20 protein-coding genes are annotated in these 15,169 nt (G+C 35.0%); all 20 read right to left on the bottom strand.

Annotated features, from left to right (window positions below; translation table 11 throughout):
• Window positions 1-125: 125 nt before the first annotated feature.
• A complete protein-coding gene (locus tag Q428_RS09760) occupies window positions 126-698 on the bottom strand; it encodes a major tail protein (protein ID WP_011838214.1) in 573 nt (190 codons plus the stop codon).
• A 2-nt stretch (window positions 699-700) separates the two neighbouring features.
• Window positions 701-1,030: a hypothetical protein gene (locus Q428_RS09755; protein ID WP_011838215.1), complete on the bottom strand. Its 330-nt coding sequence runs from the start codon at window positions 1,028-1,030 to the stop codon at window positions 701-703.
• Window positions 1,027-1,419 (bottom strand): HK97-gp10 family putative phage morphogenesis protein, encoded by a 393-nt coding sequence (locus tag Q428_RS09750; RefSeq protein ID WP_011838216.1) that lies wholly within the window; start codon window positions 1,417-1,419, stop codon window positions 1,027-1,029. The genes Q428_RS09755 and Q428_RS09750 overlap by 4 nt, the downstream gene beginning before the upstream one ends.
• On the bottom strand, window positions 1,412-1,738 hold the full coding sequence (locus Q428_RS09745; RefSeq protein WP_011838217.1) for a phage head closure protein: 327 nt from the start codon (window positions 1,736-1,738) through the stop codon (window positions 1,412-1,414). The genes Q428_RS09750 and Q428_RS09745 overlap by 8 nt, the downstream gene beginning before the upstream one ends.
• Window positions 1,735-2,307 (bottom strand): head-tail connector protein, encoded by a 573-nt coding sequence (locus Q428_RS09740; RefSeq protein WP_035380468.1) that lies wholly within the window; start codon window positions 2,305-2,307, stop codon window positions 1,735-1,737. Before Q428_RS09740 ends, Q428_RS09745 begins: the two co-directional genes overlap by 4 nt.
• Window positions 2,308-2,348: 41 nt before the next feature.
• Window positions 2,349-2,789: a hypothetical protein gene (locus tag Q428_RS09735; RefSeq protein WP_035380466.1), complete on the bottom strand. Its 441-nt coding sequence runs from the start codon at window positions 2,787-2,789 to the stop codon at window positions 2,349-2,351.
• Window positions 2,790-2,801: 12 nt separating this feature from the next.
• The gene (locus Q428_RS09730; protein ID WP_035380464.1) at window positions 2,802-4,085 is read right to left on the bottom strand and encodes a phage major capsid protein; all 1,284 of its coding nucleotides are present in this window, start codon (window positions 4,083-4,085) and stop codon (window positions 2,802-2,804) included.
• A 33-nt stretch (window positions 4,086-4,118) separates the two neighbouring features.
• Complete coding sequence (locus Q428_RS09725; RefSeq protein ID WP_242847819.1) at window positions 4,119-4,880, bottom strand: head maturation protease, ClpP-related; 762 nt, start codon at window positions 4,878-4,880, stop codon at window positions 4,119-4,121.
• Window positions 4,867-6,123: a phage portal protein gene (locus Q428_RS09720; RefSeq protein WP_035380460.1), complete on the bottom strand. Its 1,257-nt coding sequence runs from the start codon at window positions 6,121-6,123 to the stop codon at window positions 4,867-4,869. The genes Q428_RS09725 and Q428_RS09720 overlap by 14 nt, the downstream gene beginning before the upstream one ends.
• Window positions 6,124-6,134: 11 nt before the next feature.
• Window positions 6,135-8,684 carry a terminase TerL endonuclease subunit gene (locus Q428_RS09715; RefSeq protein WP_035380458.1) on the bottom strand — a complete coding sequence of 850 codons (2,550 nt, stop codon included), beginning with the start codon at window positions 8,682-8,684 and terminating at the stop codon, window positions 6,135-6,137.
• On the bottom strand, window positions 8,677-9,159 hold the full coding sequence (locus tag Q428_RS09710) for a phage terminase small subunit P27 family (protein WP_011838224.1): 483 nt from the start codon (window positions 9,157-9,159) through the stop codon (window positions 8,677-8,679). The genes Q428_RS09715 and Q428_RS09710 overlap by 8 nt, the downstream gene beginning before the upstream one ends.
• Window positions 9,160-9,253: 94 nt before the next feature.
• The gene (locus Q428_RS14930) at window positions 9,254-9,427 is read right to left on the bottom strand and encodes a Spo0E family sporulation regulatory protein-aspartic acid phosphatase (RefSeq protein WP_084478276.1); all 174 of its coding nucleotides are present in this window, start codon (window positions 9,425-9,427) and stop codon (window positions 9,254-9,256) included.
• Between the two features lie 102 nt (window positions 9,428-9,529).
• Window positions 9,530-9,943, bottom strand: a complete 414-nt coding sequence (locus tag Q428_RS09705; RefSeq protein ID WP_035380456.1) for a gamma-glutamylcyclotransferase family protein — start codon at window positions 9,941-9,943, stop codon at window positions 9,530-9,532.
• Between the two features lie 26 nt (window positions 9,944-9,969).
• The gene (locus tag Q428_RS09700) at window positions 9,970-10,863 is read right to left on the bottom strand and encodes an amidoligase family protein (RefSeq protein WP_035380455.1); all 894 of its coding nucleotides are present in this window, start codon (window positions 10,861-10,863) and stop codon (window positions 9,970-9,972) included.
• Between the two features lie 2 nt (window positions 10,864-10,865).
• Entirely contained in the window at window positions 10,866-11,042 is a 177-nt protein-coding gene (locus Q428_RS15455) for a hypothetical protein (RefSeq protein ID WP_161633618.1), read from the bottom strand.
• A 114-nt stretch (window positions 11,043-11,156) separates the two neighbouring features.
• Window positions 11,157-12,506 (bottom strand): DNA cytosine methyltransferase, encoded by a 1,350-nt coding sequence (locus Q428_RS09695; RefSeq protein ID WP_035380454.1) that lies wholly within the window; start codon window positions 12,504-12,506, stop codon window positions 11,157-11,159.
• Window positions 12,499-13,734, bottom strand: coding sequence for a site-specific DNA-methyltransferase (locus Q428_RS09690; protein WP_035380452.1), 1,236 nt, complete (start codon window positions 13,732-13,734; stop codon window positions 12,499-12,501). The genes Q428_RS09695 and Q428_RS09690 overlap by 8 nt, the downstream gene beginning before the upstream one ends.
• A 4-nt stretch (window positions 13,735-13,738) precedes the next feature.
• Window positions 13,739-14,164 carry a DNA-directed RNA polymerase sigma-70 factor gene (locus tag Q428_RS09685; RefSeq protein ID WP_035380450.1) on the bottom strand — a complete coding sequence of 142 codons (426 nt, stop codon included), beginning with the start codon at window positions 14,162-14,164 and terminating at the stop codon, window positions 13,739-13,741.
• A 416-nt stretch (window positions 14,165-14,580) separates the two neighbouring features.
• Window positions 14,581-14,964, bottom strand: a complete 384-nt coding sequence (locus tag Q428_RS09680) for an HNH endonuclease (protein WP_035380448.1) — start codon at window positions 14,962-14,964, stop codon at window positions 14,581-14,583.
• The gene (locus Q428_RS09675) at window positions 14,945-15,154 is read right to left on the bottom strand and encodes a hypothetical protein (protein WP_035380439.1); all 210 of its coding nucleotides are present in this window, start codon (window positions 15,152-15,154) and stop codon (window positions 14,945-14,947) included. Before Q428_RS09675 ends, Q428_RS09680 begins: the two co-directional genes overlap by 20 nt.
• Window positions 15,155-15,169 lie beyond the last annotated feature (15 nt).

Genomic DNA, 15,169 nt, shown 5'->3' with positions numbered 1-15,169 from the left:
AATTATTATTTTATCTTTTAGTTAAGTAAATATCATTACTTCAAAACATTCTACAACGGTATACTAACTACATATTTTATTATAACAAACATTTCCTTACAGTTAAATTAGCTTCATGTAATATTTTATGCTGTTACTACAGGCTCTTCAGGAACAGCAGTAAACCACGAACTAATAATTGTTGCATCTACCCCTTCAGCATCCTCATCTGCAATAAATCTATAATTACCATCAAAGTCCCTTGAATAAAACTTGCCTTTAAGCTTAGCACTTTGTGCCTTTGGCTTTTCTGCTTCAGTATCATATTCATCTGTTGCAAGTTCAAACTTTCCTTTTAAAAGCCATACATACCTGTACTTCCCGTTATTTTTCTTAGATTTAAAACCAAGTGCTATAGTTGGAGGCATATCATCCTTGTTTTCTACTAATATACCCTTTACAACCTTTGATCCCTGCAGTTTTGCCCTGCTTGTAATTGATAGCTGATTTACTTCAATTTCTACATCCACACCTTCAAAAGCAGTTATTATATCTTCTACAGTATCATCTGAATAAATATTTTCTGAATTTGATTTTGGAGAAAGTTTAGCACTTATTGCTCTTTCTAACTTTTCCGGAGTGCTGTAAGTAACACCAGTACTGTCATCCTTTGTTAAAACAGCTATATGAATATCTCTAAGCCCTATCTGTCTTGCCATACTTATTCACCTTCCTCTAAATAATAAAATTTAAAGCCTTTATGATAGATTTTTGTATCTTCTTCATAAAGGTCTATTTCATTTAATCTTTTGAACCCTGCTTTAAGCAAAAGTTCTTTTATATTTTTAACTATATCTGTATAATCAGCCTTTGACCACACATCTACTTGGATATAATGTGCTGTCAAAGCTTCTTCATCATCCTCATACTCTTCACCTGCAGTTAAATACTCATGAAAAGTAATATAGGTTTCTGTTTTTCCACTATACTTTTGAAAAGCTACTGGAATCTTAAGAGGTTTCAATGTATCCATAATCAACTTATTTATCATTCCTCAAGTCCCCTTTGCAGTTCTTCCTTTATAATATTATTTATCTCTCTTTTATTCTCAAGGACAGAGTTCTCTGCCCAATGCTGTGCAGGAATTTTACTTGTACCAAATTCAGTAAATTTTGAATAAAAGAACTCTGAATTATCTCCTTTATTAGGACCTATCTCAATAAAATCTACGCCGTTTTCTTTTTCAATATCCGAAACCTTTATATTATCTGCCATATGTCTTTTTGTCTTGTTTGACCTTGGAGCATTTTTTTCCATGCTAGTTTTCACTAAATTCCCTGCTTTATCAAGTGCTCTTTTCTTTATTACATCTCCTCTTGCACCCAGCTTGTTTACCCTGTCTATAAGCTCCTGCATTCCTTCAAGTTCTATTCTAGCCACTGATATCAACCTCCATAGCCTTGATTTCTATGAATTTATTGGCATATTTTATGTTATCAATTGAAGTTATATTGTACTGCTTTCCTTTAAATAAAATCCTCATTGTTGTTTCAATATTTGGTACATACCGTATAGTAAATTTAACAGTATTTTCGGCATGAACAGCTGCTGCTTCAAAGTATTCTCTGCCATGAAGATTTGTAACAGCCGCCCATAACTCTTTAAAATCTGTCCAAGTTTCAGTTTCAAAGCCATTATCATCTGTTTGAACTGTATTTTTCTGCAATTTTATTCTATGTCTTAAATCTTCAGCCTTCATATTGGAATCACCCTGTTCATAGAAAGAAGAGCATTTCTTGCTTCCTCTAACTTTGTTTTTTCCTCTGGTCTGTAATCATCATATAAAAGCTTCATTTGAAGAATAATTGCCCACTTTATTGCTTCAGGTACTTTATCTCCATCATCCCCATAGCCTGCAACAACTCTAACTCTTACAGCATTTACAGACTGAAGTTCAATTTTAGGCCATTGCTTTCCTCTATCTAGAACAGCTCTGTTTACAAAGCCATCTAAGTCAGCAATGTAATTACTTTCATCAAATAAATACTCCTGTCTATTCTCATCATAATATTTTATACTTTCCACCTTTTGTATCGGTGAGCAGCTATCAAAAACTATAGCATTACCATTAGGGAAAGTATCCAAAACAAGTTCTAAGGTCTGAGTTATATATTTTCTATTTTGATAATCTTCACACCACTCTCTTGCCTGTTTTATAAGGCTCATAATTAAAATATCATCATCATTACCATCAACTCTTAAATGTTGTTTTGCTTCTTCTAAAGTTATTGGTTCAACTGATGGAGGAGTTATTATTTTAATTGCCATCTTATCACCTCGAAAGAAAAGGAGCACTAAGGCTCCTTGATTTAACTGCTGTATCTGCTGTCTACAATAACATCTGCACTTGCAAAATTAGCTGCTTGAGAACTTGCCCCGATTTTAATTCCGATACAAGTGAATCCTTCATTTATATCAAGCTTTGCAGGATCTATTTGAAAAATAATCTGCTTATTTTCAGCTGTTTCTTCTACTATATATCCTGTTCCATCTGTTTTTAATGAAGTATCTGCAGTAGTATTCTCATTTACCCATACTGGTACACTGCTGATTAATGCCTTTGAATCTGTTCCTTGTGTATCTTTTGCCTGATATATGGATATTTGTGTTTCATGAGCTGCTGCTTGAGTAAGATTTACAATTACTACAGCATTTACTGCATTTTTTAAATTTACATATCTGCTTTCTATACCTTCATTTGTTGTCTTTGGTGAAATGATCTGTATTACTTTATATTTTTCAATAAACATAATTTTTACCTCCTACCTATCTGCTAAAGTTACAAAAGGACTTAGTGGATTTGCACCCTTGTAAGGCATAATTGGCTTATTCTTATAAGGCATACCATTGAACTTATAGATGAATCTGAATACCTGCTCATCATATAAAAATCTTACATGGATAGAAACATCAGAAGTTAAACTTTTTTTATCTATTCCAATGTACTGTGTTGGATCTGCTAAAATAATATCTCCCTTTTTACCAAGAGGTGAACACTGCTCTATTGGAATTATTGGTCTATTAAGTAAGGTACTGTACTGTGATGCTGCAGCTCCACCGGAAGGCATAAACACAGGTGCTCCACCAGCTCCAATATTAAGAGCCATAGTGTAAAGCTGTGGTTCTATCTCTTGATTTATATACCATACTGCATTTGCTCTAAGTCTTGCAGGCATTGAACTCCACATTTTAAGTATATTTTCATACTTAATTGTTCCTGCTCCTTGATCTTTTTCCTTGGGTACTGTAACTAATGCATCAGAGTTTAATATTCCAAGGGGCATTCCAACACCAGTACCATTAATGATTGCATCATCTATTTTAAAACTCATTTCATCTGCATAAGCTTGCCTTACTATAGCTTCAAGTGCTGTAGTATCTTGTAAAAGGTCATCGGTTACATAGCAAAGTGCTAAAAGCTTTTGAAGTGACATTTCAATTTCCCTAAACTTTGGCTTGCTTTGAGCTGCTGTTTCTGCTTCAGCTACCCAGTAAGCCTGTACACCTCCCCATCTTGAGCCATTGGCTCTGCTGTTTTCATCAATTCCAAGCGCCCTAAGTCTATTGGTATTAGCCCCTATTGGTATCATTCTTATTCTGTTTGCCACCTGACTTTGTGCCATCATGGATTCAAATAAGTCATTTATAAACTCATTTTCTAGTAAAAATCCTCCTTCTGAAGCTATGCTTTCATTAAGTCCTGTTGCTGAGTTCTGATAAGTTAATCTGTTGTCCATTCTTCCTCCGGGAGATGAAGCCTTTGCAACGGCACTTAAAAATTCTCCCATGCACTTCCACTTCTTTTCATTGTGATTCTTTGGCTGAGCATATATTGGTTCATTCACTGGCGTCTTAGCCTGTTTTTCTCTTTCTGCATTTAATGCATCAATTTCTTTTTGTGCCTCAATTTTAGCTTTTAAAGCCTTAATTTCAGAAAGCTTTGCATTAATTTCATCAGCTGTAGCCTCCTCTTTATTTATAAGGTTTTTAGATTCTGTTTCTAAATTTGATAACTGAGCTAATAATTCTTTCATTTTTTCTGACATATACATTACCTTCCTTTCAAAATAATAAAAGCCCTAAAGTTCACACTCTAAGGCAAGTTTTGCTTTTAATAATTTTATTTTTTCTTCATCTTTATAGGTTTCTTTAAACCTTTGATTATACTGTTTTATAAAATCTCTAGTCCTGTTATTAACACTATTTTGAATAGCAAACCTGCTGAACATAAAAGAATTTTCCAATGGCTCTTCTTTATTCTTTTCATAAAGCATTCCATCTGCAAATCCTTCAGCTACAGCTTTTTTTGCACTCATCCAAGTTTCCTCATCCATCATCTGAGATATTTTTGCTCTTGATTTGCCTGTTTTAAGCTGATAGGCATTAATTATAGTTTCCTTTACTTCATCTAGCACATCAGCTCCATGCCTTAAATCCTTAGCTTCACCTTGAAAAGTTCCCCAGGGGTTGTGTAGCATTATTATTGATGTTGGAGACATAAGTATTTCATCTCCTGCCATAGCTATAACTGAAGCTGCTGAAATTGCTACACCATCAATTTTTACTTTAACTTTTCCTTTATGCTCCTTTAAAGCAGTATAAATTCTTGAAGCTGCATAAACATCTCCACCATAGGAATTAATCCAAACATTTATATCTTTACCTTTGTACTGAGCAAGCTCTGAAATAAATCCCTTTGGAGTAACATTTTCTATACCAAATAGCATGGACCAAAAATCATCATCCATGACAATGTCACCATCAATTCTAAGATCTATCTCCTCCTCATTTTCTTCATTATTCTTAAAATTCCAAAAGGCCATCTTATCACTTCCCTTCACTTATTAAATTAAACACTTCTTCCCTTAAAGCCTTAAGCTGTTCCTGCTTTCCTGCTTCGATCATATTGAGAGGCTCTAGATATCGGTCACCGTTCTCTACAGGATTCATATTTTCAAGTCTTCTAATATCATTAACAGAAAGCCAACCCCACTGCCTTCCCTGAGCATAGGCTTCATATCTGGATTTAATATCTCCACGAAGAAGTCCGCTTATATTGAATTCAAAGTATCTGTTCTTTCTTCTTGATTCCTTTGATAAAAGCTGAAGATTTAAATTTTCTTCCCATTTTTTAAACCACGGCAGCATAGTGTAAACAATAAACTCTAAGCTCTGATGTTCAATATTGTTATTTGTGGATCTTGTTAAATCCTGCACCAGATGAAGTGGTACTCTGAAAATTCTGCACACATCTTCAATTCTGAATCTTTTGGATTCTAAAAACTGTGCATCTGTAAGCTTCATGGTTATTTCCTTAAACTGACCGCCGCCTTCAAGAATCATTGGAACACCTGCATTAGAAAGTCCTGTATAATTCTTTTTTATATCCTTTTTAAGCCTTTGAAATGCTTCATCTGAAAGCTCGTTAGGATACTGAAAAATACCGCTGGTTGAAGCCCTGTTATGATAAAAATTTCTTTCAAAGGTGTCCTGAGATAATCCAATATCAATAGTAAGTGCCGCATAACTAAGAGGTGTTATTCCTATATACCCGTCTAAAGTAAGTCCCGGAATATGAAATATTTCATCTCTTGTTTTAGGCTCTTGCTTTCCATCAATATAATAAAGAAGCCTTCCTGTAGATTTATCTATATCAATTCTTACTCTGTCCCATGCTATTGGTCTAAGTTCTAAAAGCTCTCCATGCATATTAAAAACCTTTTGTGCTATAAAGTTTCCCCCAAGGTTTATATTTGTCATACCAAACTCTTTAAACTGCACTGGTGTCATTTCTGCATTTGGTGCATAATGAAGTACACCATATTCAGCAGTGTCTGTAACCTGCCTTCTGTTTCCTTTATCATCTTTTTCATAAAGCATTATAGGACAGCTTGCCAAGGTTTCAGAAAGAACTCTATTGCAGGCAAAAACTGCAGAAAAACTCATAGCGGATGCTGTATCTATTTTAAAATTATCTTTTACAACTTCTTCACCATTTAAAAAATCCTCCGAATATTTCTGAAGGACTTCAAACAAGGCATTCTGGGGCGTTAAAAATAACTTCACTCTATCTTTTAGTTTCAAAGCACCACCTCCTAATCAAGAAAACTTCTCATTCCTCTTTTTTCATAGACACTTTCTTTATTTTCATGTCTTATGGATCTATCAAGTGCCATAATAAGTGCTACAGCACCATCTATCTTTTCAGTAGACTTTTCTTTGTCAGGCTTTATATTACCTGCCGGATCAGTTTTTACATAAATATTATCCATCATCCACCTTAAAACAGGATGTCCTCCATGGGCTATTTTCTTTTCAAGAGTAATTTTCATAAGCTCCTTTGTAGGAGGAGACATATCCTTATACCCCTGCCCAAAAGGTACAACTGTAAATCCCATTCCCTCAATGTTCTGTACCATCTGCACGGCCCCCCAGCGGTCAAAGGCGATTTCTTTTATGTTATATTTTTTCCCAAGCTCTTCAATAAAGGTTTCTATATAGCCATAATGAACTACATTTCCTTCAGTAGTTTTTAAGTATCCCTGCTTTTTCCAAATATCATAAGGTACATGATCTCGTCTTACTCTTAAATTTAAATTATCCTCTGGTATCCAAAAGTGAGGAAGAACAATATATTTTTCATCTGATGTTCTTGGAGGAAATACTAAAACAAAGGCTGTGATATCTGTGGTACTTGAAAGGTCAAGTCCCCCATAACACTCTCTTCCTTTTAAACTGTCTATATCAACTTTAAAAGCACACTCATCCCACTTGTCCATCTGCATCCATCTTGTGGACTGCTTCACCCATTGATTTAATCTAAGCTGACGGAATATATTTTCTTCAGCAGGATTTTCTTTTGCACTGTTAAAGGCATTTCTCACTTTTTCTATATCTATGGTATGCCCAAGAGAAGGGTTTGCTTTATACCAGTTTTTCTCTAATGTCCAATCGTCATTGTCATCTATTCCATAAATAACAGGATAAAATGTTGGATCGATTTTTCTTCCTTCTAATATATCTACTGCCTTTTGATGTACTTCATAGCATATAGAATTTCTATCTGTTCCGGCTGTGGTTATAAGAAAAAACAGCGGCTGCAATCTTGCATCACCACTTCCTTTAGTCATAACATCATATAAATCCCTGTTAGGCTGAGCATGAAGTTCATCCATTACAACTCCATGAACATTAAGTCCATGTTTTGAATAAGCTTCAGCAGATAATACCTGATAAAAGCTGTTTGTAGGCTTATATATCAATCTTTTTACAGAAAGAACAGGTTTAATTCTTTTCTTAAGAGCAGGACACTGTTCTACCATTTCAACAGCTACATCAAAAACGATAGAAGCCTGTTGTCTGTCTGCAGCACAGCCGTAAACTTCAGCTCCCCATTCTCCATCTCCGCAGGTCATATAAAGAGCAACTGCAGCAGCAAGCTCGCTATTATGTGTAGGAATCATGGATTTACCTGCTAAATATAATCTTGATGGGCTGTCAACCTGAATACATCTCATTTTTGTCTTTCCTGTTTTTTCAATAGACTTTATATAATGAAAATGTGATCTTGTTTTAATATTTCTTTCTCTGCCTCTTTTAAGCTTTCTATCTAATCCTGATACTTCTAAGTCATTAAAAGCAGTAAACTTTATTAAATAACATATTTCACCTGTTTCAATTCCATATCTAGCTGATGGAGCTGTTTTTAACGTATTCTTTATTCCCAATGACCATAATAAATCCTGAACATCCTTGGCAAGTTCAAAAAGAATTGTCACATATATTGCCTGGCTTTTAGCAGTGCTTACACATCCATCAGAATCTATTAACCCTTGTAATAATCTTTTTCTTTGCTGAGCTGATGCTCTTAAATATTCAATAGGTATCCTTTTTTCCCTAAAGTTTTTAACTAATATACTTTTAAGTTCTTTATATACTAAAATATCGCTGTTACCCTCCTGCTTATATCTATTATGAAGTTTATATGGTATATTTTTAATAACTTCGTCAACATCATCTCTCATTACAGTTATTTCAGGCTTTACAGCATTACCATTTCCTATCCAGTACCCAAATAGATACGGATCTATAGGAAGTTTATTTTCAGGCAAAATAAAAGCATCCGCTATTGGGATGCGAAATAATGCTCTATTTTCTTTACTTTTAGTTTTAAACTGCTTTTGATACATTTCTCCTGTTGTTAATAGTTTTTCTCTTCTGCCATTATTAGTAACTTGAACCTTCCATAGATGCCTTTCTCCAGCTACTATACTTGTTCCATCTCTAAAATTTATTTTATATGCCTGCTCCGTATCATCAATTTCACTTATTGCAACAACATTACAAGGTCTTCCCTTTTCATCAATTACCTTATCTCCTGCTTTTATTTCCCCCATTGTAGTCCATCCATCAGGTGTTGGAATCGGAGTATCAAGGGCTAACTGTTTTCCATTTTTCTTAGGAATTTCAACATAAGCAGTATTATACTGCCTGTATCCATTTTCTTTTACTGTTCCGAATATATCCCTTATAATTTTATCCTGCCAAGGCAGAAGATCAAAAGGAACACCACGCCACTGACCCTTTGTATGCTTTAAGCAGTTAATAAAGTTTACGGCATGCTGTGCTTTTGCTTCATCATACACTCTTACTGCCTCCTTTATAAAGTATAAGTTCCATTGGATCTTCTTCATCATTTATATTGTCAGTGACTATTCTGCTTCTTGCTGATGGAGTAAGTCCAAACTGTTCGCAGAATCTGTTCATGATTTTAAGGTAGGTTTGAGCGATAGATACCTGTGGCACCTGCTGCCAGTATCCCGATGGTGTTTTTACAATAGTTCCATGTTTAGTTATAAATTCTTCTGCTTCCTTCCACCTTGCATAGGCTTGACAATATCCTGCAAAGGCTGCCATATCTATTTCTGTAAGTATTCCCATTGCCTCAAGCTGCTTTGACATTCTCCTCCACTCTTTTTTAGCTTCAGCATCAAGCCAGCCCGGACATTTAGGTGCTTTTTTCTCAGGTTTTGGCTCATCTTCATTAAGTGGTCTTTTCCCTGGATTTCCTTCAAGTATTTTTAATGCGGTTGGTTTTGGTTTTCTTCCCCTTTGAGCCATAGGTATCACCTCCTCAAAATTTTTTATATATAAAAAGAGCCTACAAAAGTAAGCTCTTGAAATTGCATATTTCTTTTTACCTATAAGATAAATTTTATTTTTTATGTTTAAAATCCTGCATATTTAATTTTTGATAAGCTGCTATAAGCTTGTCTAAAGTTTCGCTTTGCTTAAGTATCTGTTCATTTGTAAGATTTTCATATCCCATTTCTATCATATCTTCTAATTTTTTCTTTTCCCGTTTTAACTCCTCATACAACTTAAGCATTCCCCTCACCCCCAGCTTTTCAACAGTATAGCACAAAATACTGTTGTATTTTGTCAATACCTGTTATTGAATAAAAATTTTCTTTTAATAAATGTTATCTTTTTACTTGAAGCTTTTAAATTTCGCTTCTTTAAGACTTTCAAGCGTCAAATCCCAATCCTTAAAACCTTGTTTTATAATACTGTAATACATATCTGAGGGCTTTCCTGTTCTTTTTTCATTCATTACATAAGCAAAGGCTTCATAAATTTTACCATTATCATCTTCTGCTTTTACGTTTATTTTCCTGTATAGTCTTGGATACCCTTCATATATATCCAGATTTTTGATATCTTTATCTGAAACTTTATAAACAGCTCCATAAACAACATCATCAGCACTTTCAATAATATCTGCTACCGTGTTAAAAACTAATTTATATCCATTTAGCTTTACTTTAATAATCGGAACTGAATCAGGACATCTTTTTTTCATTTGAACCTTATTAAGATTTGAACCATAAGCAAAATACAGCATTAATTTTCTCCTCCAATATACAATATTTAAGCTGCATGTCTCCATGCAGAATTACCTTCAAGGTTTGCTAAGAAATGATACCTGCAGGTTTCAAACTCTTCACCTATAAGTCCAAGTCTTAACATCCAGCATCTGAAAGTATATTTTTCATTATCGGTTTTAGTTCTTTTTGCACTGGCACTTCTTTGAGTTATTGCCTGATGGCTCACTGCAAGACAGAATTGAATGTATGCTTTTATTTTGCCTGCATGAGTTGTTCCATTGAAAAGCCGAAACTCTACCGTTCCTTTATCAAATATACTGTGAAGGTTAAGCCCATAATATCTTGTTGGATGGTAATGTTTTCTTCTTGATTCTCTGCTGTAGCCTTCATACCAAACCCCAGCAAGCTCTTCAAGAGTTTCAGGTTTCTTTTTATTTATGGTATTAAGAAGATTTTCGTTTACCTTTTTACAATATCTGATTCTTGAAGTTTCAATATCAAGAGATTTATAAATTAAATCTTCCTTGCTGGCTATTAAATTTATAAGATTTTTAAGACTTACAGGTGTATGATTTGCTCCATCAACATGTATATGTATTCCACAGCTTTTATTGGCAAAAGCCCCTGTCTTTCTAAGTTTTCTCACTAATTCCTGCAGAGTCTGAATATCTTCATAATTAAGAACCGGACTTACAATCTCAACTTTATAAATATCTGATGCTGAAACAATTTCTCCTTTAACCTTCTTTTGAGGTTCTATACTGCCGTCTTGAACTACTTTCCATATTCTTTCATTAAAGTCTTTGATGTGATACTCATCATAGCTCCCGCCTGCATGCTGTGCTTTGCTTTTAAAAAAAGCCGCTACTGCTTTTGAAGCAGCAGCTCTTGTAATACCTGTAAGTTCAATTTCTATTCCAAATCTTTGGCTTTTCAAGGTTAACACTCCAATCTTACAATGTATCCAAAGCTGTTTGAATAAACCTTATAACCTTGGTAAACGCTTTTTTGTGCTGTTTCTAAAAGCTTTAAAGCCTTTTCCCTATTTTCTTCTCTGGTTCCATCGTAAAATTTTAATTCTCCATCTTTGGTTAGCCTTCTTAATTCTTCTTTCATTTTGTTTTACCCCTTTCAAAGTGTGTTTATTACCTTTTGGTAGTGTACATATTATCTCTGAAAGCAGTATATAGCCAGTTATATCTATCAAATAAAACACATATTTTTACGACTCTATTCGTCATCTGATGGTAAACTTGCAGCTACTGCATAGGCTACATTTACAGTTACTGCATTACCTGCCTGCTTATATAGCTGAGCATCTGAATTTACTGCCCTTGCTTTTTCAAATAATTCATCTGGAAAGCCTTGAAGTCTGAAGCATTCCCTTGGTGTAAGCCTTCTAATGCGGTAATTCTTGTCCAGTGTTCTAACAGCACAAGAAGTATCTAAAGTTCCAGAAATACCTTTTCCAACTCTGCCTCTTCTTGTTTTTGAATTAGGGACTGAAATATTTATGCTGTCTCCAATCTCGGCTTCAGCATAGCCTTTTTTTGTGGCTTCTTTAACTGCAACTCCATGTCTGTCCTGCCCTGTTAAAGTAAACATTGGCTCATCTGTATTTTTAAATCTCCTTCCATTCTGACGTTTATTTTCTCTTTCAGGAGTTATAACTGCCCTTGCTTCAAGAACAGCACTATTCATTGCAGTTCTATTAACCACTCCTGCTGTATAACGTGATGTAATACATCTTGATGTATCTGTGAGCTTTGGCTTTGTGTAAGACTGGTCAATAAAAATTTTGCTTCCTTCGCCCTTATTAGTTGTAACTGCTGGAGCAATTCCTTCTGATGAATAAACATTTCCATTCATACCTTTGCCGCTTGGATTTATATTTCCTACGCAGTAAAGACCAGTCTTTGCTCCTCCACCTCCACCACAACCTGTAAGTGTGCAAGCTACTCCTTCTGCATCATAAACTCGCTCACCTTGACAGCCGCCTATAATCTGCTTAAGAGCTGCTGCATTTTCTCCTCTGACAGGTAGTATTTCTCGTCTACCTCTGGTTCTAAGATTTGCAATAATGAACACACGCTCTCTGTTTTGGGGTACTCCGAAATCTTTAGAGTTAAGCACCTGCCAGATTGCATCATACCCTGCTTCGGATATACAATTGAGATAGTTTGTAAAATCGAATCCTCTATTACTTGATAAAAGTCCTTTAACATTTTCAAAGATAAGGTATGTGGGTTTATCTTTTTCTTCTTTGGCTTTAACGAGTTCAATAAATTTAAAAAAGAGTCCACTTCGCTCTCCTGATAAACCTTTTCGCTTTCCTGCAATAGATACATCTTGGCACGGAGTGCCTCCACACCAGATGTCTGCATATGGGATATCTTCGCTTTTAAGTTTTGTAACGTCATCTGCATACCACTCTCCTTCCGTATCAAACATAGCTCTATAGCTTTTTACTGCAAATTTATCTTTTTCACAAAATCCTATACATTTATGTCCTGCAAGTTCTAACCCCAATCGAAAGCCACCTATTCCTGCAAAGAAATCAAGGAAGGTCATATTAATCACAACCTTCCTTTTTTATATCAGCATATTTAATTTTATTACCATCTCTTAAAAGAAACACATCTTCATCATTTCCCATTTGCTCTATATATCTCTTTACAATAACATCAGCATACTTTTCATCAAGCTCTATGGTATAGCAGATTCTATTAGTCTGCTCACAGGCAATCAAAGTAGAACCACTACCGCCAAAAGGGTCAAGAACAATACAATTGCTCATGCTGCTGTTTTGAATTGGATAAGCACAAAGAGCTACTGGCTTCATTGTTGGATGGAGAGGATTCTTAGATGGTCTGTCAAAGCTCCATATAGTACTTTGTTTTCTATCAGAGTACCAATTATGCCTGCCTTCCTTCTTCCAACCAAAGAGTACAGGTTCATGTTTCCACTGATAAGGACTTCTGCCCAGTACCAAGCTTTGCTTTGCCCAGATACAAACTCCGGATAAATAAAATCCAACAGCTTTAAAAGCCTTTCTAAAGTTTAATCCTTCTGTATCTGCATGGAATACATAAATTGAAGCATCTTTCTCCATAGCATCATACATATTAGTGAACGCCTTATAAAGGAAATTATAAAACTCCTCATCTTTAAGGTTATCATTTTGAATCTTTCCGGCTTTTGCTTCATATGCAACATTGTAGGGAGGGTCTGTAACCACTAAATTAGCTTTTTTACCATCCATTAAAGCCTCATATGTTTCAGCTTTAGTACTATCCCCGCAAATCAGTCTGTGCCTTCCAAGCAGCCACAAATCTCCCTGCTTTGAAATTACAGGTTCTTTTAAAGCATCTTCAACATCAAAATCATCTTCTTTTATTTCCTTGTCATGAACATTGCTAAACAGTTCTTCTATCTCCGGCGGTTCAAAACCTGTAAAGGAAACATCATAATCTATACTCTGCAAATCCTTAATAAGCTCAGCAAGAAGTGCTTCATTCCATTCTCCGCTTATTTTATTAAGTGCCACATTCAAAGCCTTTTCCTTTGTTTTATCTATATCTATAACAACACAATCAACTTCTGTATAGCCTAAGCTTTTTAAAACCTTCCATCTTTGATGACCGCCAATAATTGTAAAGTCTGAATTTACAATAATGGGATCTACATATCCAAATTCAGTTAAACTGTTTTTTATCTTTTCATATTCCTTATCACCCGGCTTTAAATCTTTTCTCGGATTATATTTAGCTGGTACAAGGCTGTCTATTTTTAACTTCCTAAACTGCATTTTCTTAAACCTCCCCAAACCTTGATTTTATATAGCAGCTGTGACTGCAGTATTTTCTGTTTTTATTTCCATAAGAGCTGAACTCTTTCTGGCAATAGACACAGGTATATTTATAAACAGCTGTATCCTTTTTGTTTCTTTTATCTTGATTGTTTTTCCACCAGATTCTCCTGCATTCTTCAGAGCAGAATTTCCTTGTTCTCCCTTTTTTCTTTTGTTTTAATTTCTTACCACAGTGAAGGCATACAAGACTCTGCTTTTTCATCTCTTCAATGTTTAAACTTACTACAGAAACATTACCGCAAAGACCATTCCTTTTACAGTAGCTTTTTATTGAATCTCTTGATAAACCAAGAACTGCAGCTATTGCTTTATATCCTAAACCTTTAAGCCTTAGTTCATGAATCTGCTGTTTTTCCACCTCAGTCAATTTCTTTATGCCTCCTTTCCTTTTTGCGATAAGATTAATGTAAAATCTTAAAAAAATGCCTTAAAAACACTTAAAAATCACTGTTTAAACTTGATTTTTGAATAGTTTTTATATAAACATCAAAAGCCTATAAATCCTTGTATTTTTAAGGTTCACAGGCTTTTATCTTCTGATTTTTTACAGATACTTATCTGCAAAATATAAAACAGCTTGATTGCTGATTTTCCAATGACTACAGCTGATTTTTTATGAAATATATGCTACCCCCCTTATTAAATTCTGCGAAATTTCGTGCGAAGGGAGCCGCCCGACGTAGGGGGGTTCAAGTGGTGAGGATAATGATGCCCCCCATCCCCTTTCTTGAAGAATTATCAACAGATTGTCCACAAGTTATTAACACGCCATTGTTGATAACTTTAATAAGAGTAGACTCTTCCTTTCTTTCCCCATCTGCCGTCTTCCTTAGCGGTCTTCCTATCATGACAGCTTTTGCATAAACTCTGCCAATTGCTCTCATCCCAGAACAACTTTTCATCACCTTGATGTGGTTTAATATGATCCACTACAGTTGCGGCAGTAACAATACCCTTTCTTTTACACTCTTCACACAAAGGATGCTCTAGAAGGAACTGCTTGCGAAGCTTCCTCCACCTGCTGCTGTTGTAAAGGTAGCCGTAAGGTCTGCAGGTTTTATTGTAGTTTTTATCTATCTCCTTTTGATGTTTCTCACAGTATCTGCCACAGGTAAGTTCAGGACACCCTGGATAACTGCAGGGTCGTTTAGGTTTTACTGGACACATTTCTTTTTCTCCTTTTTGTTTTATCATCACAATTTGTCCTTGCTTTAGGAATAACTATAGATTCTTTTCCATTAGCAGTAACGTTCTCTGATATTGTTTCTTTCATAATGCACCTTGGAAATATACAGTATAGAATATTATCATTTATCTTATTGCTCCAAATGCATCTTTTGCATTTATGAACAGCCATATCTATTCCTCCAAA

Source organism: Fervidicella metallireducens AeB (assembly GCF_000601455.1).
Taxonomy (GTDB): domain Bacteria; phylum Bacillota; class Clostridia; order Clostridiales; family Caloramatoraceae; genus Fervidicella; species Fervidicella metallireducens.
This window is presented reverse-complemented; position numbering and strand designations above follow the sequence as displayed.